27 protein-coding genes and 1 other RNA gene are annotated in these 21,146 nt (G+C 69.6%); 20 read left to right on the top strand and 8 right to left on the bottom strand.

All coding sequences use genetic code 11. From position 1 onward, the window contains the following. Positions 1 to 4 precede the first annotated feature (4 nt). The gene (locus AC07N1_RS07085; protein ID WP_494671151.1) at positions 5 to 2,344 is read left to right on the top strand and encodes a putative bifunctional diguanylate cyclase/phosphodiesterase; all 2,340 of its coding nucleotides are present in this window, start codon (positions 5 to 7) and stop codon (positions 2,342 to 2,344) included. A gap of 4 nt (positions 2,345 to 2,348) precedes the next feature. On the opposite strand, the gene AC07N1_RS07080 is transcribed toward AC07N1_RS07085, so the two are convergent. Genes AC07N1_RS07080 through AC07N1_RS07070 form a run of 3 tightly spaced genes read right to left on the bottom strand, consistent with a single transcriptional unit; the run spans position 2,349 to position 4,387 of the window. Then, positions 2,349 to 3,014 carry an HAD family hydrolase gene (locus AC07N1_RS07080; protein ID WP_494671150.1) on the bottom strand — a complete coding sequence of 222 codons (666 nt, stop codon included), beginning with the start codon at positions 3,012 to 3,014 and terminating at the stop codon, positions 2,349 to 2,351. Further along, positions 3,011 to 3,859: a phosphoserine phosphatase SerB gene (gene serB / locus AC07N1_RS07075; RefSeq protein ID WP_494671149.1), complete on the bottom strand. Its 849-nt coding sequence runs from the start codon at positions 3,857 to 3,859 to the stop codon at positions 3,011 to 3,013. Before serB ends, AC07N1_RS07080 begins: the two co-directional genes overlap by 4 nt. Positions 3,860 to 3,907: 48 nt before the next feature. After that, the gene (locus AC07N1_RS07070) at positions 3,908 to 4,387 is read right to left on the bottom strand and encodes a hypothetical protein (RefSeq protein ID WP_494671148.1); all 480 of its coding nucleotides are present in this window, start codon (positions 4,385 to 4,387) and stop codon (positions 3,908 to 3,910) included. Between the two features lie 61 nt (positions 4,388 to 4,448). Between AC07N1_RS07070 and miaA the strand changes: the two genes are divergently transcribed. The 15 genes from miaA to AC07N1_RS06995 all read left to right on the top strand — a co-directional run bounded on the left by miaA (position 4,449) and on the right by AC07N1_RS06995 (position 15,477). After that, positions 4,449 to 5,339, top strand: coding sequence for a tRNA (adenosine(37)-N6)-dimethylallyltransferase MiaA (gene miaA / locus AC07N1_RS07065; protein ID WP_494671235.1), 891 nt, complete (start codon positions 4,449 to 4,451; stop codon positions 5,337 to 5,339). Between the two features lie 31 nt (positions 5,340 to 5,370). After that, positions 5,371 to 5,853, top strand: a complete 483-nt coding sequence (locus AC07N1_RS07060; RefSeq protein WP_494671147.1) for a CinA family protein — start codon at positions 5,371 to 5,373, stop codon at positions 5,851 to 5,853. A 117-nt stretch (positions 5,854 to 5,970) separates the two neighbouring features. Further along, positions 5,971 to 6,018, top strand: a complete 48-nt coding sequence (locus AC07N1_RS07055; RefSeq protein ID WP_370444040.1) for a hypothetical protein — start codon at positions 5,971 to 5,973, stop codon at positions 6,016 to 6,018. 111 nt (positions 6,019 to 6,129) lie between these two features. Beyond that, positions 6,130 to 7,935 (top strand): acetolactate synthase 3 large subunit, encoded by a 1,806-nt coding sequence (locus tag AC07N1_RS07050; protein WP_494671146.1) that lies wholly within the window; start codon positions 6,130 to 6,132, stop codon positions 7,933 to 7,935. Between the two features lie 151 nt (positions 7,936 to 8,086). Then, positions 8,087 to 8,431 (top strand): GIY-YIG nuclease family protein, encoded by a 345-nt coding sequence (locus AC07N1_RS07045; protein WP_494671145.1) that lies wholly within the window; start codon positions 8,087 to 8,089, stop codon positions 8,429 to 8,431. Then, entirely contained in the window at positions 8,428 to 8,985 is a 558-nt protein-coding gene (ilvN, locus tag AC07N1_RS07040) for an acetolactate synthase small subunit (RefSeq protein WP_110121059.1), read from the top strand. Before AC07N1_RS07045 ends, ilvN begins: the two co-directional genes overlap by 4 nt. Before the next feature lie 5 nt (positions 8,986 to 8,990). After that, positions 8,991 to 9,875 (top strand): hypothetical protein, encoded by an 885-nt coding sequence (locus tag AC07N1_RS07035; RefSeq protein WP_494671144.1) that lies wholly within the window; start codon positions 8,991 to 8,993, stop codon positions 9,873 to 9,875. Positions 9,876 to 10,008: 133 nt separating this feature from the next. Further along, positions 10,009 to 10,143, top strand: a complete 135-nt coding sequence (locus AC07N1_RS07030; RefSeq protein WP_255580265.1) for a hypothetical protein — start codon at positions 10,009 to 10,011, stop codon at positions 10,141 to 10,143. Then, positions 10,140 to 10,367: an Atu4866 domain-containing protein gene (locus AC07N1_RS07025; protein ID WP_494671143.1), complete on the top strand. Its 228-nt coding sequence runs from the start codon at positions 10,140 to 10,142 to the stop codon at positions 10,365 to 10,367. The genes AC07N1_RS07030 and AC07N1_RS07025 overlap by 4 nt, the downstream gene beginning before the upstream one ends. Before the next feature lie 5 nt (positions 10,368 to 10,372). Then, positions 10,373 to 10,738: a transfer-messenger RNA gene (gene ssrA / locus AC07N1_RS07020) on the top strand. Between the two features lie 311 nt (positions 10,739 to 11,049). Continuing rightward, the gene (locus AC07N1_RS07015) at positions 11,050 to 11,529 is read left to right on the top strand and encodes an SspB family protein (RefSeq protein WP_494671142.1); all 480 of its coding nucleotides are present in this window, start codon (positions 11,050 to 11,052) and stop codon (positions 11,527 to 11,529) included. Positions 11,530 to 11,532: 3 nt separating this feature from the next. Beyond that, positions 11,533 to 12,003, top strand: coding sequence for a PaaI family thioesterase (locus AC07N1_RS07010; RefSeq protein ID WP_494671141.1), 471 nt, complete (start codon positions 11,533 to 11,535; stop codon positions 12,001 to 12,003). 12 nt (positions 12,004 to 12,015) lie between these two features. Continuing rightward, positions 12,016 to 12,816 carry a C13 family peptidase gene (locus AC07N1_RS07005; protein WP_494671140.1) on the top strand — a complete coding sequence of 267 codons (801 nt, stop codon included), beginning with the start codon at positions 12,016 to 12,018 and terminating at the stop codon, positions 12,814 to 12,816. Positions 12,817 to 12,924: 108 nt separating this feature from the next. Further along, entirely contained in the window at positions 12,925 to 15,030 is a 2,106-nt protein-coding gene (locus AC07N1_RS07000) for a serine hydrolase domain-containing protein (protein ID WP_494671139.1), read from the top strand. Between the two features lie 54 nt (positions 15,031 to 15,084). Next, positions 15,085 to 15,477, top strand: a complete 393-nt coding sequence (locus AC07N1_RS06995) for a hypothetical protein (RefSeq protein ID WP_494671138.1) — start codon at positions 15,085 to 15,087, stop codon at positions 15,475 to 15,477. On the opposite strand, the gene AC07N1_RS06990 is transcribed toward AC07N1_RS06995, so the two are convergent. After that, positions 15,439 to 15,837, bottom strand: coding sequence for a RusA family crossover junction endodeoxyribonuclease (locus AC07N1_RS06990; protein ID WP_494671137.1), 399 nt, complete (start codon positions 15,835 to 15,837; stop codon positions 15,439 to 15,441). The two genes, AC07N1_RS06995 and AC07N1_RS06990, sit on opposite strands and share 39 nt — an antisense overlap. 2 nt (positions 15,838 to 15,839) lie before the next feature. Then, positions 15,840 to 16,160 carry a YbjQ family protein gene (locus tag AC07N1_RS06985; protein ID WP_494671136.1) on the bottom strand — a complete coding sequence of 107 codons (321 nt, stop codon included), beginning with the start codon at positions 16,158 to 16,160 and terminating at the stop codon, positions 15,840 to 15,842. Positions 16,161 to 16,273: 113 nt separating this feature from the next. Between AC07N1_RS06985 and fumC the strand changes: the two genes are divergently transcribed. The 4 genes from fumC to AC07N1_RS06965 all read left to right on the top strand — a co-directional run bounded on the left by fumC (position 16,274) and on the right by AC07N1_RS06965 (position 19,097). After that, complete coding sequence (gene fumC / locus AC07N1_RS06980) at positions 16,274 to 17,665, top strand: class II fumarate hydratase (RefSeq protein ID WP_494671135.1); 1,392 nt, start codon at positions 16,274 to 16,276, stop codon at positions 17,663 to 17,665. Between the two features lie 115 nt (positions 17,666 to 17,780). After that, positions 17,781 to 18,521, top strand: coding sequence for an AAA family ATPase (locus tag AC07N1_RS06975; RefSeq protein WP_494671134.1), 741 nt, complete (start codon positions 17,781 to 17,783; stop codon positions 18,519 to 18,521). Positions 18,522 to 18,534: 13 nt separating this feature from the next. Then, positions 18,535 to 18,786 (top strand): type II toxin-antitoxin system CcdA family antitoxin, encoded by a 252-nt coding sequence (locus tag AC07N1_RS06970; RefSeq protein WP_494671133.1) that lies wholly within the window; start codon positions 18,535 to 18,537, stop codon positions 18,784 to 18,786. Further along, the gene (locus tag AC07N1_RS06965) at positions 18,783 to 19,097 is read left to right on the top strand and encodes a CcdB family protein (RefSeq protein ID WP_494671132.1); all 315 of its coding nucleotides are present in this window, start codon (positions 18,783 to 18,785) and stop codon (positions 19,095 to 19,097) included. The genes AC07N1_RS06970 and AC07N1_RS06965 overlap by 4 nt, the downstream gene beginning before the upstream one ends. On the opposite strand, the gene AC07N1_RS06960 is transcribed toward AC07N1_RS06965, so the two are convergent. The 3 genes from AC07N1_RS06960 to AC07N1_RS06950 all read right to left on the bottom strand — a co-directional run bounded on the left by AC07N1_RS06960 (position 19,094) and on the right by AC07N1_RS06950 (position 21,107). After that, positions 19,094 to 19,492 (bottom strand): YccF domain-containing protein, encoded by a 399-nt coding sequence (locus tag AC07N1_RS06960; protein WP_494671131.1) that lies wholly within the window; start codon positions 19,490 to 19,492, stop codon positions 19,094 to 19,096. The genes AC07N1_RS06965 and AC07N1_RS06960 overlap by 4 nt on opposite strands. A gap of 80 nt (positions 19,493 to 19,572) precedes the next feature. Next, on the bottom strand, positions 19,573 to 20,097 hold the full coding sequence (locus AC07N1_RS06955; RefSeq protein ID WP_494671130.1) for a hypothetical protein: 525 nt from the start codon (positions 20,095 to 20,097) through the stop codon (positions 19,573 to 19,575). Next, complete coding sequence (locus tag AC07N1_RS06950) at positions 20,097 to 21,107, bottom strand: polyprenyl synthetase family protein (protein WP_487289668.1); 1,011 nt, start codon at positions 21,105 to 21,107, stop codon at positions 20,097 to 20,099. The genes AC07N1_RS06955 and AC07N1_RS06950 overlap by 1 nt, the downstream gene beginning before the upstream one ends. Positions 21,108 to 21,146 lie beyond the last annotated feature (39 nt).

The raw sequence follows: 21,146 nt of genomic DNA, 5'->3' as shown, positions 1-21,146 counted from the left end.
GCCGATGTTCCACCGTCTGCAGACCAGGCTGACCGTCCTCTACGCCGGGCTCTTCGCCATGGCGCTGGGCGCGATCGCCGTCACCGTCTACCTGACGATCGCGGCCACGTCCCAGCAGACCGTGCGCCAGGAACTGGCCGCCACCGGCGGGGTCTTCGACCGCGTCTGGGCGCTGCGCACCCAGCGCCTGCGCGACGGCGCCGACCTCTTGTCGCGCGACTTCGGCTTCCGCGCCGCCGTCGCCACCCGCGACGCCCCGACCATCGAGTCCGCCCTGGCCAACCTGCGCGGCCGCATGGGCCTGGACCTGGCCGTGATGATGAACGTCGACGGCGAACTGACCGGCGTCGATCCGGCCAAGGTCGACGCCGAGCGCCTGTGGACCGCCCTCGACGCCGAGGACGGCGCCGGCGGCGTCTTCATGGTCGGCGGCGAGCCCTACCAGCTGATCTCGGCCCCGATCCTGTCGCCCACCCTCACCGGCTGGGTCGTGTTCGGCGTCCGCCTCGACGATCGCGAGATGCGGGCGCTGGAACGGCTGTCGGCGATCCGCCTCGACGCCGACGTCTTCAGCCGCGAGACGGGGCGCGACGGCGAGCCGTGGCGCGCCCAGGACGCCGACCGTCAGACCCCCGCCCTCACCGCCTTCGTGACACAGGCTCTGAAGGGTGACGGCGCGCCAGGCCGCGTCCAGGGTCCGGCCGGCGACGAACTGGTGCTGGCCAAGCCGCTGAAGGCGCTGGGCGGCGGCGCCTCGGCCCTGGTGCTGCGCTACCCCCTCGCCCTGGCCCTGGCCCCGTACCGCCTGCTGCTGGCCGCCGTGGCGCTGGCCGGCCTGGTCGGCGCGGCTCTGGTGATCGCCGCCAGCTGGATGCTCTCGCGCGGTCTCGCCCGCCCCATCGCCGAACTCGACGCCGCCGCCCGGGAACTGGAGCAGGGCCGCGAGGTCCAGGTCGCCGTCCAGACCCGCGACGAGATCGGCCGCCTGGCCGAAAGCTTCAACCGCATGGCCGACGGCATCCGCGACCGCGAGGCGCGGATCACCCACCTGGCCATGCACGACGCCGAGACGGGCCTGGCCAACCGCCACGCCCTGGAAACCGAGATCGCCGCCCGCATGGCCGCCGATCCGAGCCGGCCGGTGATCATCGGCGCCCTGGGCCTGGACCGCTTCACCTTCGTGCGCGGGGCCATCGGCTACGCCCTGGCCACCGAACTGATCGTCGAGATCGGCGAGCGGGTGCGGTCGCACAATCCCGACGTCATGGTCGGGCGCCTGACCACCTCGACCCTCTGCGTCGTCTCCAGCCTGACCGACCTCGACGAGGCGGTCGCCATCGTGACCTCCGCCACGCCGATCCTGGAGGCGCCCGTGCGCCTGGGCGGCGACCTGGTGGACATCCACGTCAGCAACGGCCTGGCCGCCGGCCGCCAGGGCGAGATCGATCCGCACCGCCTGATCGAGCAGGCGATGATCGCGCTGGACCAGGCCCGCGACGCCGGCCGCAAGGCCGCCGCCTTCGACGAGACGGCCTATGGCGACCCGGCCAGCAACCTCTCCCTGATGAGCGATATGCTGGAGGCCGTGCGCACCGGCGCCCTCTTCCTCAACCACCAGCCCAAGCTCGACCTGCGCACCGGCGCGATCACCGGCGCCGAGGCCCTGGTGCGCTGGATCCACCCCACTCGCGGCTTCCTGGGCCCCGACCTCTTCGTCGGCATGGCCGAGGAGACCGGCCACATCCGCGCCCTCACCGACTACGTCATCGACCAGGCCATCGCCGACCAGCAGGTGCTGCGCGCCGCCGGCCACGACCTGCTGATGTCGGTCAACATCTCCGGCCGCCTGGTCGACGACGTCGGCTTCGCCCGCCAGGCCATCGAGCGCGTGACGGCCGCCGGCGCGCGCATGTGCTTCGAGATCACCGAGACGGCCGTGGTCGGCAACCCCGCCGTGGCCCTGCAGGTGATGGAGCAGTTCGCCGCCGCCGGCGTCGCCGTGTCGATCGACGACTATGGCTCGGGCCTGTCATCCCTGGCCTATCTCAAGCAGATCCGCGCCGACGAGCTGAAGATCGACAAGGCCTTCGTCATGGGCATGGACCGCGAGGCCAAGGACGCCCTGCTGGTCAAGTCGACCGTCGACCTGGCCCACAGCCTGGGCCTCAAGGTTGTCGCCGAGGGCGTGGAGTCGCGCGAGGCCCTGGCCATGCTGCAGGTCATGGGCTGCGACATCGCCCAGGGCTATCACATCGCCAGGCCGATGGGCCTGCCGGCCCTGACCGAGTTCCTGACCGCCTGGAGCGCCGAGGAGGCCGAGACCGATCAGGCCAGGCAGGCCTGAACCTTCAGGCCTGCCGCTTCAGCAGGTCGAGCACGACGTGCAGGCTGTCGGCGATGTGGACGCACTTCTCGTGCATCTCCTCGGTCGGATCGAGGATGTCGGGCACCATGATCGTCATCATCCCCGCCCCGTGCGCCGCGCGGACGCCGGGATGGGAGTCCTCCAGCGCCAGGCACAGGGTCGGATCGACGCCCAGGCGCTCGGCGGCCAGCAGGTAGGGATCCGGGAACGGCTTGTGCCGCGTCACGTCATGGTGGGCGACCACCGCATGGAAACGCGGCAGCAGGTCGAAGCGGCCGAGATACCGCTCCACCGCCGGCAGGCCGTTCGAGGTGGCGATGGCGCGCGGCAGGCCCAGGTCGTCCAGGTGATCGAGGATCTCCTCGACGCCGTCCTTCAGCCGGATCTCGGCTTCCAGCAGCAGCTCGACGTCGGTCCACAGCCGCTCGAAGAACGGCTTCACGGGGAAGTCGTCGCCATAGAGTTCGCGCAGCATCACCGCGCACTCGGGATTGGTCTTGCCCACCATCGAGGCGTAGGTCGCCGCCGTGATCGGCGCGCCGAACACCTTGCCGGCGTCGATCATCGCGGCGCGATAGACGGTCTCGGTGTCGAGCAGCAGGCCGTCCATGTCGAAGACCACCGCCTCGACGCGGCGCGGAAAGCTCACTGAGCGAACTCCTCGGCGCGATAGCCCTGGAAGTAGAGCAGCGCGGTCAGGTCGGCGTGATCGACCTTGGCGTGGGCCTGGGCCGCCACGATCGGCTTGGCGCGATAGGCGACGCCCAGGCCGGCGGCCTCGATCATCGCCAGGTCGTTGGCGCCGTCGCCCACGGCCAGGGCGTCGGCCGGGGTCAGGCCCAGAGCCGACGTCTCCTCGTTGAGGGCGGCCAGCTTGGCCTCCTTGCCAAGGATCGGGTCGCCGACCTCGCCGGTCAGGACGTCGTCGGCCTCGATCAGCGTGTTGGCGCGGTTCAGGTGGAAGCCGGCGGCCTGCGCCACACGGCTGGTGAAGAAGGTGAAGCCGCCCGAGACCAGGGCGCAGCGGGCGCCGTGGGCGGCCATGGTCTTGACCAGGGTCTCGGCGCCGGGATTGAGCCGCACGCGCTCGTCGAAGCAGGTCTGCAGGGCCGTGGTCGCCAGACCCTTCAGCATGCCGACCCGCTCGCGCAGGGCGCCCTCGAAGGCCAGCTCGCCGCGCATGGCGCGCTCGGTGATCTCGGAGACCTTGTCCTTGACGCCGGCGAAGTCGGCCAGCTCGTCCAGGCATTCGACGTTGATGATCGTCGAGTCCATATCGGCGATCAGCAGGCGCTTCCTGCGATTTTCGACCGGCTGGATGGCGAAGTCGACGGGCTTGTCGCCGATGGCGGCGACCGCCTGGTCGCGGACCTGGGCCGGGTCGGCGTCGAAGATCACGTCGACCGCATCGGGGCCAAGCGCGACGACCTCGCCGAGCGACAGGGCTGCGGCGAGGGTTTCGGCCTCCGGGCCGACGAGGGTCAGGACGTGCATGAACGGGGCGGCTAAGCCAGTCGCCCCGCCCCGTCAAGCCGCTTCCGCCTACTGCGCCTCGATGCCGGTGCAGCGCTGGAGCAGGGCCATGCCGGCGCGCTTGCCGGCGGCCTCGGCCGTTTCGCCCGGCGCGGGCTGGACGTTCTCGAACAGGAAGGACAGGCCGTCCTCATAGACCTTGCTCGGCTTGACGCCCTTCTCGGCGCCGTCCTCGAAGGCCTCGTCCATCATGATGCGGCCCTTGGCCCCGAAGGCCTCGAGCACGAACTGCATGCCGCGTCCGTCGGCGCCCTTGCTGGCGAAGACCTGCGGATAGGTGGCGGCCACCTTGCCCAGGATCACCAGCACCGCGCCGCAGCCGGCCTTCTCCTGGGGCGTCAGGTCCGGGATCGGCGCGGCCGCCGCGGCCGCCGCGGCGGCCGCGGCCGGCGGCGGCGACTTGGGCTTGGCCGGCGTGACGGCCGCCAGCGCCGATCCACACGTCAGGGAGGCGACCATCGCCGCAGCAATCATGTATGTACGCTTCATGGAGAGAACCGACCCCGCCGCAACCGCCGAAACGCCCTTCGCGCCCGGCTCGCGCGTCTGGATGATCGCCGGGCCGACGGCCAGCGGCAAGTCGGCCTACGCGCTGGACCTGGCTGAACGCACCGGCGGCGAGATCGTCAACGCCGACTCCATGCAGATCTACGCCGGCCTGCGGGTGCTGACCGCCGCCCCCTCGCCGGAAGAGACGGCCCGCGCGCCGCATCACCTGTTCGGCGTCGCCGACGCGGCCGAGGGCTGGTCGGTCGGCCGCTGGCAGGCGGCCGCCGTCAGGGTGCTGCACGACATCGCCGCTCGCGGCCGTCCCGCCATCGTCGTCGGCGGCACCGGCCTCTATTTCCGCGCCCTGACCCATGGCCTGGCCGAGGTGCCGTCGGTGCCCGAAAGCCAGCGCGAGATCTCCGGCCTGCTCTACGCCGCCCAGGGCGAGGCGGGCTTCCGCGACCTGCTGCGCCCGCTGGACCCCGCCGCCGAGGCCCGCATCGAAAGCGGCGACCGCCAGCGCCTGGTCCGCGCCCACGCCGTGGCCGTGGCCACCGGCCGGGCGCTGTCGGACTGGCAGGCCGACACCCGCCCCGTCCTGCAGGCCGACGAATGGAGCGGCGTGGTCCTCGATCCGCCGCGCGCCGACCTCTACGCCCGCTGCGATACGCGCCTCTCCCTGATGGTCGAGAACGGCGCCCTCGAGGAAGTCGCCGCCATGGAGACGCGAGGTCTCGACCCCGCCCTGCCCGCCCTCAAGGCCGTCGGCTATCGCGAACTGGCCGCCCACCTGCGCGGCGAGACCAGTCTGGACCAGGCCCTGGACGCCGCCCGCCAGGAGACCCGCCGCTACGCCAAGCGCCAGCTCACCTGGTTCAGGAACCAGACGCCGGACTGGAGAAAGCTCGCCCCGCTGCACAAAGGCTCGCGGGAACCGGACGACTTGGCGTAAGGCCTGGACCAGCCCGCCACAGGATCTTCCCATGACCGAACTCGCCCGCCAGGCCGCCGCCGTCGCCGCTCGCCTGACCGAACGCGGCGAGACCGTGGCCGTCGCCGAATCCTCCGCCGGCGGGTTGATCTCGTCGGCGCTGCTGGCCCAGCCGGGAGCCTCGAAATTCTACGCGGGCGGCGCGGTCGTCTATACCGCGCGAGCGCGGCTGACCCTGCTGGACATCCCGCAGAAGGCCATGGACGGGCTGCGTTCGGCCAGTGAGCCCTACGCCCTGCTGCTGGCCCGCGTGGCCGGCAAGAACCTGAAGGCCACCTGGGGCCTGTCGGAGACCGGCGCGGCCGGGCCGGAGGGCAACCGCTACGGCGACGTGGCCGGCCACGGTTGCATGGCGGTCGTGGGAGCGGATCGCGAGGTCAGTCTTACCATCGAGACCGGGATGGATGATCGGCAGGCGAACATGCAGCGCTTCGCCGAGCAAGCTCTTGCCCTGCTTCTTGAAACGTTGGGCTGAAATTCGCGCCAGACCCGTTGCGACCTATCCGCCACGGGTCGTTTCTTGCGTCAAACCGCGCCTTGACGCCCTCAGGCGAGCATGGCATTCCCCGATCATCCATTTGGAGCAACACTCGTGCGCACCACCATGATCGTACTTATGGAGCGGCCGTTCACGGCGTGACCTCGAAGTCACGTTGATAGATCGGTCGCGCGCACAAAGGTCCTTCGGGGCCTTTTTTCTTTTCCGCCGCCCCCAAAGCCCAGCTTTCCACGTCCATCCGGGACTTCCGCCATGACCGCCCATCAGACCATCGAGAGCAACGCTCCCGCCGATGCCGCCAACCGCGCCATGACCGGCGCCGAGATCGTGGTCCGCGGCCTCGTGGACCAGGGCGTCGAGGTCCTGTTCGGCTATCCGGGCGGCGCGGTGCTGCCGATCTACGACGCGCTGTTCCACGAGCCGCGCCTGCAGCACATCCTGGTCCGCCACGAGCAGGGCGCGACCCACGCCGCCGAAGGCTACGCTCGCAGCTCGGGCAAGCCGGGCGTCGTCCTGGTCACCTCGGGTCCGGGCGCGACCAACGCCATCACCGGCATCATGGACGCCCTGATGGACTCGATCCCGATGGTCGTCATCACCGGCCAGGTCCCCACCCACCTGATCGGCACCGACGCCTTCCAGGAAGCCGACACCGTCGGCATGACCCGCTCGTGCACCAAGCACAACTACCTGGTCAAAGACGTCCGCGACCTGCCGCAGATCATCCACGAGGCGTTCAAGATCGCCACCACCGGCCGTCCGGGTCCGGTGCTGATCGACATCCCCAAGGACGTCCAGTTCGCCAAGGGCGAATACTACGGCCCGACCGAGGTCGCCTCGAGCCACGCCTATTCGCCGCGCATCAAGGGCGACGCGGGCCGCATCGCCGAGGCCGCCCGGATCATCGCGGGCGCCCGCCGGCCGATCTTCTACACCGGCGGCGGCGTCATCAACGCCGGCCCCAAGGCCAGCCAGGCGCTGCGTGAATTCCAGGCCCTGACCGGCGCGCCGGTCACCTCGACCCTGATGGGCCTGGGCGCCTTCCCGGCCGCCGATCCGGCGTGGCTGGGCATGCTGGGCATGCACGGCACCTTCGAAGCCAACAACGCCATGCACGACTGCGACGTCATGATCTGCGTCGGCGCCCGCTTCGACGACCGCGTCACCGGCCGCCTGGACGCCTTCTCGCCGGGCAGCAAGAAGATCCACATCGACATCGACGCCTCGTCGATCAACAAGAACGTCCGCGTCGACCTGCCGATCGTCGGCGACGCCGGCAGCGTTCTCGAAGACCTGATCGAAGCCTGGAAGGCCGCCGGCCACCAGCCCAACAAGGCCGCCCTGACCGACTGGTGGGCCCAGATCGACGCCTGGCGCGCCCGTCAGTGCCTGTCCTACAAGCGCTCCGAGACGGTCATCAAGCCGCAGTACGCTATCCAGCGCCTGTACGAGCTGTCCAAGGACAAGGACGTCTACATCACGACGGAAGTCGGCCAGCACCAGATGTGGGCGGCGCAGTTCTTCCGCTTCGAGGAGCCGAACCGCTGGATGACCTCCGGGGGCCTGGGCACCATGGGCTACGGCCTGCCCGCCGCCCTGGGCGTGCAATTGGCCCACCCCAAGAGCCTGGTCGTCGACATCGCCGGCGAAGCCTCGATCCAGATGTGCATCCAGGAGCTGTCGACGGCGATCCAGTTCGACCTGCCGGTCAAGATCTTCATCCTGAACAACGAATGGATGGGCATGGTCCGCCAGTGGCAGCAGCTGCTGCACGGCGAGCGCTACAGCCACTCTTATTCCGACAGCCTGCCCGACTTCGTGAAGCTGGCCGAGGCCTATGGCGCCGTCGGCATCCGCTGCTCGGATCCGGCCGAGCTGGACGCCAAGATCCTGGAGATGATCAACAGCGACAAGCCCGTGATCTTCGACTGCCGCGTCGAGAAGCACGAGAACTGCCTGCCGATGATCCCCTCGGGCAAGGCCCACAACGAGATGATCATGGGCGAGGTCGAGGACATCGGCAGCGTCATCGGCGAGGACGGCGCGGGGCTGGTCTGATCGGCATTGCGTCCTTCGAGGCCCTCCTGCGGAGGGCGCCTCAGGATGAGGAATGTAGGTAAAGGCCAGGTTTTTCTGCTTCCGCCACGCACTGACTTCCTCATCCTGAGGTGCGAGCCCGCAAGGGATCGCCTCGAAGGACGCAAGGCCTATGTACGACGTTCAAAGCGCGTGGGCTTACATGCTGCGGTGCCGCGACAACTCGTATTACGTCGGCTCACATCGCGGTCCTGATGTGACGGTGCGGGTGTCCGCTCATCAACAGGGCCAGGGCGGCGACTACACGTCGGCCCGACTTCCCGTTACCTTGGTCTGGTGCGAGGCTTTCCAGTACATAACTGACGCCATCGCCGCCGAACGCCGTATCAAGGGTTGGTCGCGCGCCAAGAAAGAAGCCATGATGCGCGGCGACTGGGATGCCCTGCCGGCTCTTTCCCGTCGACGTGGCGGCAAGCCGAAACAAGCCAACGAACCAGAAGTCAGAGCTCAGACATGACCGCCAACGTCCAACCGGCCCCCGCCTCGGCCTACGACCTCAGCCCCAACGAGCAGGCCGAGCAGACGGCGACCTTCGCCCTGCTGGTCGACAACGAGCCGGGCGTGCTGCATCGCGTGGTCGGCCTGTTCGCCGCGCGCGGCTACAACATCGAGAGCCTCACGGTCGCCGAGACCGACCGCAAGGCCCACACCAGCCGCATCACCGTGGTCACCCGCGGCACGCGCCAGGTGCTCGACCAGATCGAGGCCCAGCTGAACAAGGTGGTCAACGTGCGCCGCGTGCACGACGTGACCCGCGACCCCAACGGCGTCGAGCGCGAACTGGCCCTGGTCAAGGTGCGCGGCTCGGGTCCGGATCGCGTCGAGGCCCTGCGCATCGCCGAGATCTTCCGCGCCAAGCCGGTGGACACCACGCTGGAGAGCTTCGTGTTCGAGATTTCGGGCGCGCCGTCGAAGATCGACAAGTTCCTCGACCTGATGCGTCCGCTCGGCCTGGTGGAACTTTCCCGCACGGGCGTCCTTTCCATCGAGCGGGGCGTCGAAGGAATGTAGCGGCCATGGGCGCGATCGGATCGGCCATCCTTGCGGGAGCCCTGGCGCTCTCGGCTCAGGCCCAACCGGTCGCGCCCGTCGTTCCGCCGCCCCCCGATCCGGCGGTCTGGTGGTCGAACGAGACCCCGCGCCCCGCCTCCGAGGTCGAACCGCTGTCGGGCCGACGGCTGGGACGCAAGGAACAGCCAGTTCCCGTCGACAACGGCGTCGATCCCCTGCTCTACCGCCTGTGGGGCCTGCAACCGCTGCAGATCCAGCTGGTCCGCCGCGGCGAACTGGTGCTGGAAGCCTGGGCCCGCCCCGCGCGCGGCGTGCGCCAGGCCGTCATCCGCGTCACCGTGCGCCGCGACGGCCGCGCCTTCGTCCAGGCCCGCGCCGGCCTCGGCTGCTGCACCCCAGAGATCGGCCGCCGGGTCGACATCAACACAGAACTGCCCGGCGAGCGCATCGCCGCCTTCAAGGCCCTGGCCGGCGACGGCGCCTGGAGCCAGCCGCGCAGCGTGATCGTCGACTACGGCGGCGGCTCGATCGAGGCCCTGTGCGTCGACGGCGTCTCCTGGGACGTCACCCTGCTGGTCCCCGGCCAGGCCCGCCACCTGCGCCGCGCCTGCGACGACGCCGAGGTCGGCTCGATCGCCGGCGTTCTCTCGGCCGTGGTCGGGGCGGCGGCCGGGCGCGATCCGCTGTTCGACGCGGTGCTGCCGCGCGGCGGCGACTTCTCGCGCCAGTCCAAGGCCTATGCCGACCTGATCGCCCAGGGCGGCCAGCTGAAGGCCGAAACCTCCAACCGTCCCCAGCCGCCGGCCGTGCCGGTGGTCGACGACGACGAGCCGGAACCGCCGGCCGAGACTCCGGTCACACCTCCGGAAGCCGCCGCCCCGCCGCGCTGATCCGTAGGATCGTGCAATCAATGCGGAGCATCGCTCTACCGACTGGACGGCCCGCCGGCACATAGTGGCCTCGTACCGCCGCAGCCGCCTGCGGCGCTCCCCCAGAACCAAAGCTCCAAATCAAAGCCAGGCCATGACCCGCCACACGCCCCGTCGCGCGACGGCGGCTCCGCGTTGGTTCGCCGCCGCCCTGCTGGCGGCCGCCGCCGTCGCGACCGCCCTGCCCGCCCTGTTCTCGTCCGCTACCGCCTGGAGGATCCTGCCATGATGATCGACCACCTCCCCGTCTCCGGCGTCTGGTCCTCGCCCGATGGCCGCTACAGCCTGGAGCTTCGCCCCGACGGCCGCTTCGTCGAAGTGCACGCCGAGCCCAGCGGCGTCTTCACCGGCGCCTACGTCCTGGTCGGCGAAACCCTGAAACTGTTCGAGGACCACGGCGCGGTCATCACCGGACGCCTGGCGGAAGGTCGCCTCAGCCTGGGGAGCGTTTGACGCTTCCCCTTCCCTCCCGGGGTGCGAACCCCTATATTGGGATTGTCCGGCTTCGGCCGAACTATGGGGATAAACGCGCACGTAATAAGCGGACTGGACCCGGGTGCGATTCCCGGCGGCTCCACCAAATCTCTCCCGAGTTATCACGGGACTGCATGGGGCCGATCAGCATCGACAGACGTGTAAAGGTGTTTGCTTTCTCTCGGCTTGGCCCACCGTTTCGGGCCATTAAACTAAATGCGAACGATAACTTCGCTGAAGAGTTCGCTGTCGCTGCGTAATGCGGCGCCGGTGAATTCGCCTCTTAAGTCCTAGGGGTTCAGATCCTTAGGCGGGGCCCGGAGGGAGCCTGGCAACAGAATCCCTCCACTTTCCAAGAATGTGGACGGCTCCCTCCTCTCTCTTGAGAAGGAATGGGAGAGCCTGGCGACAGAATCCCTCCACTTTCCCGCTCATCCTGAAATTTGATCCGACGCCCGTTTGGCCCGTCTTGCGTCAGGTCGAACTCGCGCGAGGCAGGAGCATGGCGGCCGTGCTCCCGACGGCCGGGACCTTCAGCGGCCGGGCCAGATGCGACAGTCTCTAAAATAGTATGTGACTACCGCATGCGGGCGCCTTTGCCGAAGGCCCGCGACGGGTTACGCTGGCCCTTCGAATTTCGTTTTTGCTTAATCGAAGATCCATGGCCCGCACTCCTCCGACCGAAGACCTGATGCAGTACGAGGCCATGGCCCAGGACGCCCTGCGCGGCGTCGTGAAGGCCGCGCTGAAGAAGGCCGCCGCGCCCGGCGGCCTGCCCGAGCCGCACCACCTCTACATCACCTTCAAGACCCAGGCGGCCGGCGTCTCGGCCCCGCAGGACCTGCTCGGCAAGTATCCCGACGAGATGACGATCATCCTGCAGCACCAGTACTGGGACCTCGCCCCGGGCGAGACCTTCTTCTCGGTGACGCTGAAGTTCGGCGGCCAGCCCAAGCGGCTGTCGATCCCCTACTCGGCCGTGACCCGTTTCTACGATCCGTCGGTGCAGTTCGCCCTGCAGTTCGAGGCCCCGGAGATCGAGCCGGCCCCGGTCGAGCCGGAGCCCGAGCCGACCCCGCCCGCCGCCGACGGCGACGAGGCGCCCAAGATCATCTCGCTCGACCAGTTCCGGAAGAAGTAGGCCTTGAGCGACATCGCCTCGGAGGAGACCCAAACCCTCACCGACGAGGCGATCCTCGCGCGCTTCCACGCCTCCAGCAACGTGCCGCCCAGCGCCTCCACGCTGGGCTTTCGGCTGACCGCCGTCAGCCAGGCCGAGCGGCGCATCGAAATCGCCTTCGACGCCCGCGCCGACCTGCTGGCCAACCCGATGGGTCAGATCCAGGGCGGTTTCGTCTGCGCGATGCTCGACGAATGCATGTCGGTGGCCGGTCTGATCACCTCGGGCATGACCCATGTCGTGCCCACCCTCGAGATGAAGACCAGCTTCCTGCGGCCGGCCCTGCCCGGCCCGCTGCGCGGCGTCGGCCGCGTTGTGAAATGGGGGCGCACCGTCTGCTTCATGGAAGGCGAGCTCTACGACGCCGAAGGCCGCCTGCTGGCGACCTCCACGGGCACGGCGCTGCCGACGCCCTTCGCCAAGTTCAAGAAATAGGGATCACGAGGAATGGGGCGAGCGGCGGGGTTCCTGGTCGGACTGATGCTGGCCTGCCTGGCGATTGCGCCAGCGCGAGCCGAAAGCCCGTTCGATCACTGGGCGTCGGTGGTGATCGCCGGCGACTGGCGCGCCCATGGGGGCGGCTCGACCGAAGCCTTCGACAACGCCCGCCACGACGTCTCCGAAAGCCTGGTCGGCCTGGGCTTTCCCGCGCCGACGCAGTTCTCGGTCCGCCCCAGGCGCTATCGCGACCAGGCCCTGAACGCCTCGAACGCCAAGGCGATCGAGGCGGGCCTGAGATCGGCGGCCAAGGCCTCCCCCGCCGGCTGCCTCGTCTACATCACCTCGCACGGCGCGCCCGAGGGCGTGGTCATGGGCAGGAAGCTGCTCCGCCCGCAGGAGCTGGCGGCGATGGTCGACGGCGCCTGTCCCGGCCGACCGTCTATCGTGGTCATCTCGGCCTGCTTCTCGGGCGTGTTCGTGCCGTCGCTGGAGCGCGACGACCGGATGATCCTGACCGCCGCCCGCCCCGACCGCACCTCGTTCGGCTGCGGCGAGAGCGATCGCTACCCCTATTTCGACGACTGCTTCCTGAGCGAGATCGGCAAGGCGCGCGACTTCGCCGTCCTGGGCCGGGCGGTGCAGGCCTGCGTGGCGCGCAAGGAGATCGACACCGGCGCCAAGCCGCCCTCGGAGCCGCAGTTGTGGATCGGCCCCGAACTGCGGCCGCTGCTGCCGCTCTACGCCTTCGCCAAGACCCGCAAACCGGCGCCCACGCCGAAGGCCTCGCCGTCGTCGGGCGAAAATTGAACAGCCGCGCACGGTCAGGCGCGTTTTTCTTCCCGACGCCGGTGTCCCTCGCCTGACGAATTGGCCTAAGAAGACCCTTCTGACGCGTTGGCCGAAGAGGTGGGGTTCGTGACGTTGCGTATGTCGTCCAAGGTCGTGCGGTGCGCGACGATCGTCGCCCTCTGGCTCGCGGGGGCGGGAAGCGCCACCAGTCAGGACGGCGCGTCGACGGCGACCGCCACGCCTGCGCCCGCCGCGCCGTCCACGTCCGCTGCGCCGTCGCCCCGGCCGACCTTCCGCCGCGCCGCCGCGCCTGCCTCGGCCGCTGTCGCCGCGCCGCCGCCGGTCGCCGTCCTGCCGGGCGTCACGCCCCTGCCCGCCCCTGAACTCGAAGCCTTCGTCGACGGCGCCGTGCGCCGGGCGATGGCCGAGGACCACATCGCCGGGGTCACCGTCTCGGTGGTCCAGAACGGCCAGGTGGTGCTGAAGAAGGGCTATGGCGCGGCCAGCCTGGCGCGCGGTCGGGCGGTCGATCCGGACCGCACGCTGTTCCGCATCGGCTCGATCTCCAAGACATTCACCTGGATCGCCCTGCAGAACGAGATCGACGCCGGCCGCATTCGTCCCGACGCGCCGATCAACGTCTACCTGCCCGAGAAGCTGCAGGTGCGCGACCAGGGCAAGAAGACGCCGGTCCGGGTGCGCGACCTCTACACCCACACCGCCGGTTTCGAGGATCGCGTCCTGGGCCAACTGTTCGAGCGCGAGGAGCGCCGCGTGCGCCCGCTCGACGTCTATCTGCGCCAGGAGCGTCCCAACCGGGTGCGCGAGCCCGGCCTGCTGCCGGCCTATTCGAACTATGGCGTCGCCCTGGTCGGCGCGGCCCTGGCCAACACCGGCGCCAAGCCGTTCGAGGACCTGATCGCCGAACGGGTGATCGTGCCCGCCGGCCTGCAGCGCACCACCTTCCGCGAGCCGCGCGCCTGGCGCGACGACCTGCCCGCGCCCATGGCCCCGGCCCTCGCCGCCGACCTGGCCGAAGGCTACCGCTGGACGCCGCTGGGCCTGGAAGCCCAGCCGGTGGAGTTCATCGGCCAGATCGCCCCCGCCGGCTCGGCCTCGAGCACCGCGGCCGACATGGCCCGCTACATGACCCTGCTGCTGAACGGCGGAACGATCGACGGCCGCACCGTCTTCTCGCAGCGCGCCGCCCAGGCCTTCCGCACGGCCGGCTATCGCCCCGCCGCCGGCGCCGCCGGCTGGAACGCCGGCTTCCAGGACATTCCCCTGCCCGGCGCCCGCCGCGGGTTCGGCCACGCCGGCGCGACCCTTTGGTTCCACTCCAACATGGTGCTGGTCCCCGACCTCGGCCTCGGGATCTTCATCGCGGTCAACACCGACACCGGCGAGGACCTGCCCGCCACCCTGCCCGCCTCGATCGTCGAGCGCTTCTATGCGCCGGCCCGCGCCGTGCCGGCCTTCACGCGCCTGACCCCGGAAGCCGCCCTGGCCTACGAAGGCGACTACCTGACCGATCGCCGCGCCTATGGCGGCCTGGAAGGCTTCGTCGGCCGCCTGATCGGCGTCGCCAAGGTGCGGGCCAGCGCCCAGGGCGGCCTGGCGATCACCAGCGACGGCCGCACGCGCCTCTGGATCCCCACCGACCGCGAGGACGTCTTCAAGGCCGCCGACGGCGCCGATGTACTGGTGTTCCAACGCCAGGACGGCGCGCCCGTCCGCTTCTTCGCGCCGTCGGGCGCGGCCGCCTACGAGCGTGTCGGCCCGCTGTTCCGCGCCAGCGTGCTGAGCGCCGCGGCCGTCCTGGCGGCCCTGGCCTCGATCGCCACCCTGGCTGGCGTCTTCATCCGCAGCCGCCGCGACACCCGCCAGACCACCAGCCAGGCCCGCGCCAGCCTGCTGCAGACGACCCAAGCCGTGCTGTGGCTGGCGGCGATCGCCTGCGTAGCCGCCTTCGCCGTGGGCTCGGGCGACGTGGCCGCCGTGGTCTTCGGCTGGCCCAGCGGCTGGCTGCTGACGGCCTCGGCCTGCGCCTTCATCGCCACCGTGCTCAGCCTCTTCACCCTGATCATGGCGCCGGTCGTCTGGCGCGGCGGCCGTCGCGTCGACAGCTGGAGCGACCTGCGCAAGCTGGCCTTCACCGTCACCGCCCTGATCTTCACCAGCTTCTCCATCGTGCTGGCGGCCTGGGGCTTCCTGGAATTCTGGAACACCTGATCCGGCACGGCCCGTGCAGGCTCCCTCTTCGTAGCGACGAGGGGGAGTTCGCACGTGTCGAAACGGAACGTCTGCATCCTGGCCGGAACGGGCCTCGGGGCCTGGCTGGCGGTCACGCTGTTCTACGGCGCCTTCGGGGCCGAACTGATCGAGCGGGCCTTCTGGTTCTACGCGGCCAACGCCTTCCTGGCGGCGGCGCTGGTCACCTTCGCCTTCCAGGCCGTGTCGCGGCTGCTGCGCATTCCCCGCAGCCGGCGGCTCTATCCGGCCATGGCCTTCGCCCTGCCGGGCGCGGCGGCGGCCAACCTGATCCTGCTGGGCTTCGTGCCCCTGGCGCCGGGCGCGGAGCCGTCCAGCCTGGGCCGCTACCTGGCCTTCCTGATCGTGCTCTACATCTCGCTCGGCGCGTCAGCCCTCGAGCGTGCCCCGCAGAAAGCGCGACTCTAGCTTCCGCACCACGATCACGATCCGCTCGCGCTCGCCCGCTCGCCGCTCGACCAGCAGCCGGGCGACCTGGGCGTCGTCGTGGAAGGCGTAGCCCTTGATGGCGTCGAGCAGCGCCTTGGCCAGGTTGTCGAGATCCAGCCACGGCGGCTCGCCGACGAACTCCATGCCGATCTCGACCGAGAACTCGCCCCAGGCCGGCCGCGCGCCGCGCCAGCTCTTGCGGAAGAACTCGTAGATCAGCGGCTTGTAGTACTTGGCCTGGGTGGTCAGGCCGTCGACGACGATGGTCAGCTCGCCGCCGGCCTCGCGCGCCCTGACCTTGCCGTGATGGACCCAGTCGTCCCGGTCGAGATCCGCCACGCTCAGAGCTTTTCGACCTTCACGGCGGTGCCGTAGGCCAGGACCTCGGTGATCCCGTCCATGATCTCGTTGGCGTCGTAGCGCATGGCGATGATCGCATCGGCGCCGATCTCGCGGGCGTGCTGCACCAGAAGGTCGTAGGCCTCCTGCCGGGCCGTCTCGGCCAGCTTGGTGTAGATCGACAGGCTGCCGCCGAAGATCGACTGGATGGAGCCGCCGATATTGCCGATCACGCTGCGCGAGCGGACGGTGACGCCCCGCACCAAGCCGAGGTGTTCGACGACGCGGTAACCGGGCAGATCGTTGGTGGTGGCGACGAGCATGGGGTCCTCCTGGCGTCCGCCGGTATAACTAACGTCGTTGCGGCGCACCATGGCGTTGCGAAGGCGGCCCTCGGGGGGTAGACCGCCCGCATCATCGCTTGAGGATCCGCCGCATGACCGCCACGCGCACCGAGACCGACACCTTCGGTCCCATCGAAGTCGCCGCCGACCGCTACTGGGGTGCGCAAGCCCAGCGCAGCCTGGGCAACTTCAAGATCGGCTGGGAGAAGCAGCCGCTGCCGGTCGTCCGGGCCCTGGGCATCGTCAAGCGCGCCGCCGCCGAAACCAACCACAAGCTCGGCAAGCTCGACGCCGGCGTGAAGGACGCCATCGTCCAGGCGGCCAACGAGGTCATCGAAGGCAAGCTGAACGACCACTTCCCGCTGGTGGTCTGGCAGACCGGCTCGGGCACCCAGTCGAACATGAACGCCAACGAAGTGATCTCGAACCGCGCGATCGAGATCCTGGGCGGCGAGATGGGGACCAAGAAGCCCGTCCACCCGAACGACCACGTCAACATGAGCCAGTCGTCGAACGACACCTATCCGACGGCGATGCACGTGGCCTGCTCCGAGCAGATCGTTGCGGACCTGCTGCCGGCGCTCAAGCACCTGCACGCGGCCCTGAAGGCCAAGTCGGAAGCCTGGGCCCAGATCATCAAGATCGGCCGCACCCACACCCAGGACGCCACCCCGCTGACGCTGGGCCAGGAGTTCGGCGGCTACACCCAGCAGGTCGAGAACGGCATCGAGCGGATCGAGCAGACCCTGCCCAAGCTGATGCAACTGGCCCAGGGCGGCACCGCCGTCGGCACCGGCCTGAACGCCCCGATCGGCTTCGCCGAAGGCGTGGCCGAAGCTATCGCCGCCATCACCGGCCTGCCCTTCACCACCGCCCCGAACAAGTTCGAGGCCCTGGCCGCCCACGACGCCATGGTGTTCAGCCACGGCGCGATCAACACGGTCGCCGCCTCGCTGTTCAAGATCGCCAACGACATCCGCTTCCTGGGCTCGGGCCCGCGCGCGGGCCTGGGCGAACTGGCCCTGCCGGAAAACGAGCCGGGCTCGTCGATCATGCCGGGCAAGGTCAACCCGACCCAGTGTGAAGCCCTGACCCAGGTCTGCGTGCAGGTGTTCGGCAACCACGCCGCCCTGACCTTCGCCGGCAGCCAAGGCCACTTCGAGCTGAACGTCTTCAACCCGGTGATGGCCTACAACTTCCTGCAGTCGGTGCGCCTGCTGGCCGACGCGGCGATCAGCTTCACCGACAACTGCGTCGTGGGCATCGAGCCCCGCATCGACAACATCCAGAAGGGCGTCGAGAACTCGCTGATGCTGGTCACGGCCCTGAACGGCCGCCTCGGCTACGACATCTGCGCCAAGATCGCCAAGACCGCCCACAAGAACGGCACCACCCTGCGCGAGGAAGCCGTAGGCGGCGGCTACCTGACGAACGAAGAGTTCGACCAGTACGTCCGCCCGGAAAACATGGTCTCGCCGGGCTGAGGCTCGACCGACTGAACGACTGACGCAACGGGGCGGCGCATTTCGCGACCGCCCCGTTTTCGTATGGGCGCGGCGCCTCCCCGCCGCGACGAACCGATGCTATGCGGGAGGTCGAATGACCGCCCTCGACCGCCCCTACTGGATCGAAGCCCGTTTCGAGCGGCGCGAGGGCTGGAACGCCGGCGCCTATCCGTTCAACCTGCCGGTCGTGCGCGGCCTCGACACCCTGGCCTTCCACCCGCGTGTGACCTTCCTGGTCGGCGAGAACGGTTCGGGCAAGTCGACCCTGATCGAGGCCCTGGCCGTGGCCTGGGGCTTCAACGCCGAAGGCGGCTCGGCGAACGTCAACTTCTCCACCCGCGCCTCGCATTCCCCGCTCAGCCAGCACATTCGCCGCGTCCGGGGACATCTGCGGCCGATCGACGGCTATTTCCTGCGCGCCGAAAGCTTCTTCAACGTCGCCAGCTACATCGAGGAAGTCGGCGTGTCCGGCTACGGCGATGTTCCGCTGCACGAGCAATCGCACGGCGAAGCCTTCTTCTCGCTCTTCGACAACCGCTTCCGCGGCGACGGCCTCTACATCCTCGACGAGCCGGAGGCGGCCCTGTCGCCGACCCGGCAGCTGTCGTTCCTGGCGCGGCTGCACGAACTGGTGCTGGCGCGCTCGCAGTTCATCATCGCCACCCACTCGCCGATCCTGCTGGGCTATCCGGACGCCTGGATCTACCAGGCCTCGGAGCGCGGACTGGAGCGGGTGGACTACGAGGACACCGAGCACTTCCAGGTGACCCGCAACTTCCTAAACCGCCGCCAGACCTTCCTGGACGTGCTGCTGTCGAGCGACGACGAGGCGTGATAGCCTTCAGGCCATGGGCAAGCCCGAACTCGACATCACGCCTGGGGGCGTCGATCCGGAACTGCTGGCGCAGGCGCAGCGGCTGGGGATCTCGGTCGCCGGCATGAGCGAGACGCAGCTGCGGCTGCACTTACAGAAGGTGGACCCGGCCGGCGCCGAGGAACGGGCGCGGCGGTGGGCGGAAGAGAACGCCGAGGCGATCCGGCACTATCGTGAACGGGTGGAAGCCGGCGGCGCTTTTGGGGACGACCTGCGAAGGTGGTGATCCGCCAGTTCGACGTCTTTCCCAATCCCTCGATCCGCACCCGTGCGGCCGCGCCCTATGTCGTCGTGCTTCAGTCGCACCACGCCGGGGATCTTCCCACCGTCGTCGTGGCTCCGCTCTATTTGCCGCAAAGCGCCCTGCCCCTCAGCGAGCTGTCGGCCGAGGTTGAAATCCACGGTCAGGCGCTTCTCGCCTTCATTCCCGAGCTGGTCGGCGTTTCGACGATGCTGCTTCGCCAGCGCGTCGCCTCCCTCGCAGCTCATGAGGATGCGATCCGGCGCGCGCTGGACCGGCTGTTCACCGGATTCTAGCGACGCACCACCGTGCGACCGATCGGGGCCAGGGCGATCCAGGCAAGCTGCAGGTCCTTGATGGCGAACGGGATGCCGATGATGCTGATGGCTTCGGCCACGGCGATCAGCAGGTGGCTGAGCGCGATGTACCAGCCGCCCAGCACGAACCAGATCACGTTGAGCACGAAGCCCAGCGGACCGGTGCCCAGGTCGCTACGACCCGTGACGAGGTCGCGGCTGACGATCTCCTTGCCGAACGGCCAGAAGGCGAAGCCGGCGATGCGCCAGGCCGCGCCCGCATAGGGCAGGCCCACGACCGTGATGGCCAGCAGGAGGCCGCCCAGCAGCCACAGCAGGCCCGAGAGCCAGCCGCCGAGGAAGAACCAGAGCAGGTTGAGGATGAAGCGGATCATCGCGGTCCTTTCGTCTCCGTCCGAGATTTGGGACGTCGCCGCGCCGTTGTCGAGCTTGCGGACGCGACCTTACCGCGAATTCACCGCAGCAGTTGCCAGCGCTTGGCCCAGCGCCCCTTGCCGAAGCGCGACAGGGCCAGGAGGTAGAGGCCGGCATAGACGACGACGCCAAGGCCGATCAGGGCCCAGCTCCACGGGCCGGGCGCATGCCAGGCCGGGGCCGTGGTCAGCCAGTCGTGCGGCGGCGCGGTGAGCTCCAGCCACAGGCCGCCGACCCAGGCGACCGAAAACAGAGCCACCACGGGATAGCGCAGCACCGGGTTTTTCTGGACGAGCAGCAGGAACTGGACGAACAGCGCCGCGCCGGCGGCCGCGAGCCCGGCCAGCCAGGGCTGCCAGGCGCCGGGCGTGAAGCGCGCCGCGCCGAGACCGGCGAAGATCGGGGCCCACAGCAGCGGGCCGAAGAAGAGGAGGATCAGGGCGAAGCCGACCAGCACCCCCACGCCGCCGCCGATCACCTTGCCCGCCGCCTCGCCGGCCGCGTGGGCGCCGTGGTGACGGTCATGGCCATGAGGGTCGCCGGAGGGATTGTAGTCCTGCGCCATCAGGCCCGGCGGCTGACCGCGAAGTCGGCGAGGCTTTCGAGGCTCTCGCGCCAGTCGTTCTGCGGGAACACCGCCAGGGCCGCCTTGGCCTTGTCGGCGTGCTCGGCGGCCAGGTCGAGAGTGGCGTCCAGGGCGCCGGTGCCGATGATCAGCTCGCGGGCGCGACGGAAGTCGGCCTCGGTCTGTTCGCGGCGGCCGATGGCGCGTTCCCAGAACTCGGCCTCGCGCGGGCCGGAGCGGGCGATGGCCAGCAGCAGCGGCAGGGTGGCCTTGCCTTCGCGGAAGTCGTCGCCGGCGTTCTTGCCCAGGGTCTCGGTGGCGCCGCCGTAGTCGAGGGCGTCATCGGCCAGCTGGAAGGCGAGACCCAGGCTCATGCCGTAGTCGCGCAGGGCCTTGGACTTTTCGGCGTCGACGCCGGCCGACACCGCGCCGGCCTCGGCGGCGGCGGCGAACAGCTCGGCGGTCTTGGCCGCGATGATCTCGAGATAGAGCGCCTGCGACAGGTTGAGGTCGTGGCTGCGCATCAGCTGCATCACCTCGCCCTCGGCGATGACGCGGCTGGCCTGGGCCAGGATCTGCAGGGCGCGCATCGAGTCGGTCTCGACCATCAACTCGAAGGCGCGGGCGAACAGGAAGTCGCCGACCAGCACGCTTTGGGCTGCGCCCCAGATCAGGTGGGCGGCGACCTTGCCGCGGCGCAGCTGGCTGCCGTCGACCACGTCGTCATGCAGCAGGGTGGCGGTGTGGATGAACTCGACGGCCGCGGCCAGCTTCAGGCAGTGGTCGTTCTCGGAACCCGCCAGGCGCGCGGCGGCCACGGTCAGCAGCGGGCGCAGGCGCTTTCCGCCGGCGGCGATCAGGTGCTCGGCCAGGGCCGGGATCACCGGAACGTCGCTCTGCATGCGATCGGTGATCAGGCTGTCGACGCCCGCCATGTCGGCGGAGGCCAGGCGCACGAGACGATCCACCGATCCCGGTTGTCGGGCGAGGGTCGCTGCAGCTGCGTCCAAGACCATGTACTCCTCAGGCGACGCCACGCGCGGCGCCAG

The organism is Caulobacter sp. GW821-FHT09B11, assembly GCF_059418205.1.
The sequence above is the reverse complement of the archived record's forward strand: the minus strand, read 5'-3'. Positions and strand labels throughout refer to the sequence as shown.

What these genes read in the sequence shown, in the direction of transcription:
- AC07N1_RS07085 (WP_494671151.1), top strand. Translation starts at nt 5, where the DNA reads ATGTTCCACCGTCTGCAGACCAGGCTGACCGTCCTCTACGCCGGGCTC.
- serB (WP_494671149.1), bottom strand. Translation starts at nt 3,859, where the DNA reads ATGCACGTCCTGACCCTCGTCGGCCCGGAGGCCGAAACCCTCGCCGCA.
- AC07N1_RS07070 (WP_494671148.1), bottom strand. Translation starts at nt 4,387, where the DNA reads ATGAAGCGTACATACATGATTGCTGCGGCGATGGTCGCCTCCCTGACG.
- miaA (WP_494671235.1), top strand. Translation starts at nt 4,449, where the DNA reads ATGATCGCCGGGCCGACGGCCAGCGGCAAGTCGGCCTACGCGCTGGAC.
- AC07N1_RS07060 (WP_494671147.1), top strand. Translation starts at nt 5,371, where the DNA reads ATGACCGAACTCGCCCGCCAGGCCGCCGCCGTCGCCGCTCGCCTGACC.
- AC07N1_RS07050 (WP_494671146.1), top strand. Translation starts at nt 6,130, where the DNA reads ATGACCGCCCATCAGACCATCGAGAGCAACGCTCCCGCCGATGCCGCC.
- AC07N1_RS07045 (WP_494671145.1), top strand. Translation starts at nt 8,087, where the DNA reads ATGTACGACGTTCAAAGCGCGTGGGCTTACATGCTGCGGTGCCGCGAC.
- ilvN (WP_110121059.1), top strand. Translation starts at nt 8,428, where the DNA reads ATGACCGCCAACGTCCAACCGGCCCCCGCCTCGGCCTACGACCTCAGC.
- AC07N1_RS07035 (WP_494671144.1), top strand. Translation starts at nt 8,991, where the DNA reads ATGGGCGCGATCGGATCGGCCATCCTTGCGGGAGCCCTGGCGCTCTCG.
- AC07N1_RS07030 (WP_255580265.1), top strand. Translation starts at nt 10,009, where the DNA reads ATGACCCGCCACACGCCCCGTCGCGCGACGGCGGCTCCGCGTTGGTTC.
- AC07N1_RS07025 (WP_494671143.1), top strand. Translation starts at nt 10,140, where the DNA reads ATGATGATCGACCACCTCCCCGTCTCCGGCGTCTGGTCCTCGCCCGAT.
- AC07N1_RS07015 (WP_494671142.1), top strand. Translation starts at nt 11,050, where the DNA reads ATGGCCCGCACTCCTCCGACCGAAGACCTGATGCAGTACGAGGCCATG.
- AC07N1_RS07005 (WP_494671140.1), top strand. Translation starts at nt 12,016, where the DNA reads ATGGGGCGAGCGGCGGGGTTCCTGGTCGGACTGATGCTGGCCTGCCTG.
- AC07N1_RS06985 (WP_494671136.1), bottom strand. Translation starts at nt 16,160, where the DNA reads ATGCTCGTCGCCACCACCAACGATCTGCCCGGTTACCGCGTCGTCGAA.
- fumC (WP_494671135.1), top strand. Translation starts at nt 16,274, where the DNA reads ATGACCGCCACGCGCACCGAGACCGACACCTTCGGTCCCATCGAAGTC.
- AC07N1_RS06975 (WP_494671134.1), top strand. Translation starts at nt 17,781, where the DNA reads ATGACCGCCCTCGACCGCCCCTACTGGATCGAAGCCCGTTTCGAGCGG.
- AC07N1_RS06970 (WP_494671133.1), top strand. Translation starts at nt 18,535, where the DNA reads ATGGGCAAGCCCGAACTCGACATCACGCCTGGGGGCGTCGATCCGGAA.
- AC07N1_RS06960 (WP_494671131.1), bottom strand. Translation starts at nt 19,492, where the DNA reads ATGATCCGCTTCATCCTCAACCTGCTCTGGTTCTTCCTCGGCGGCTGG.
- AC07N1_RS06955 (WP_494671130.1), bottom strand. Translation starts at nt 20,097, where the DNA reads ATGGCGCAGGACTACAATCCCTCCGGCGACCCTCATGGCCATGACCGT.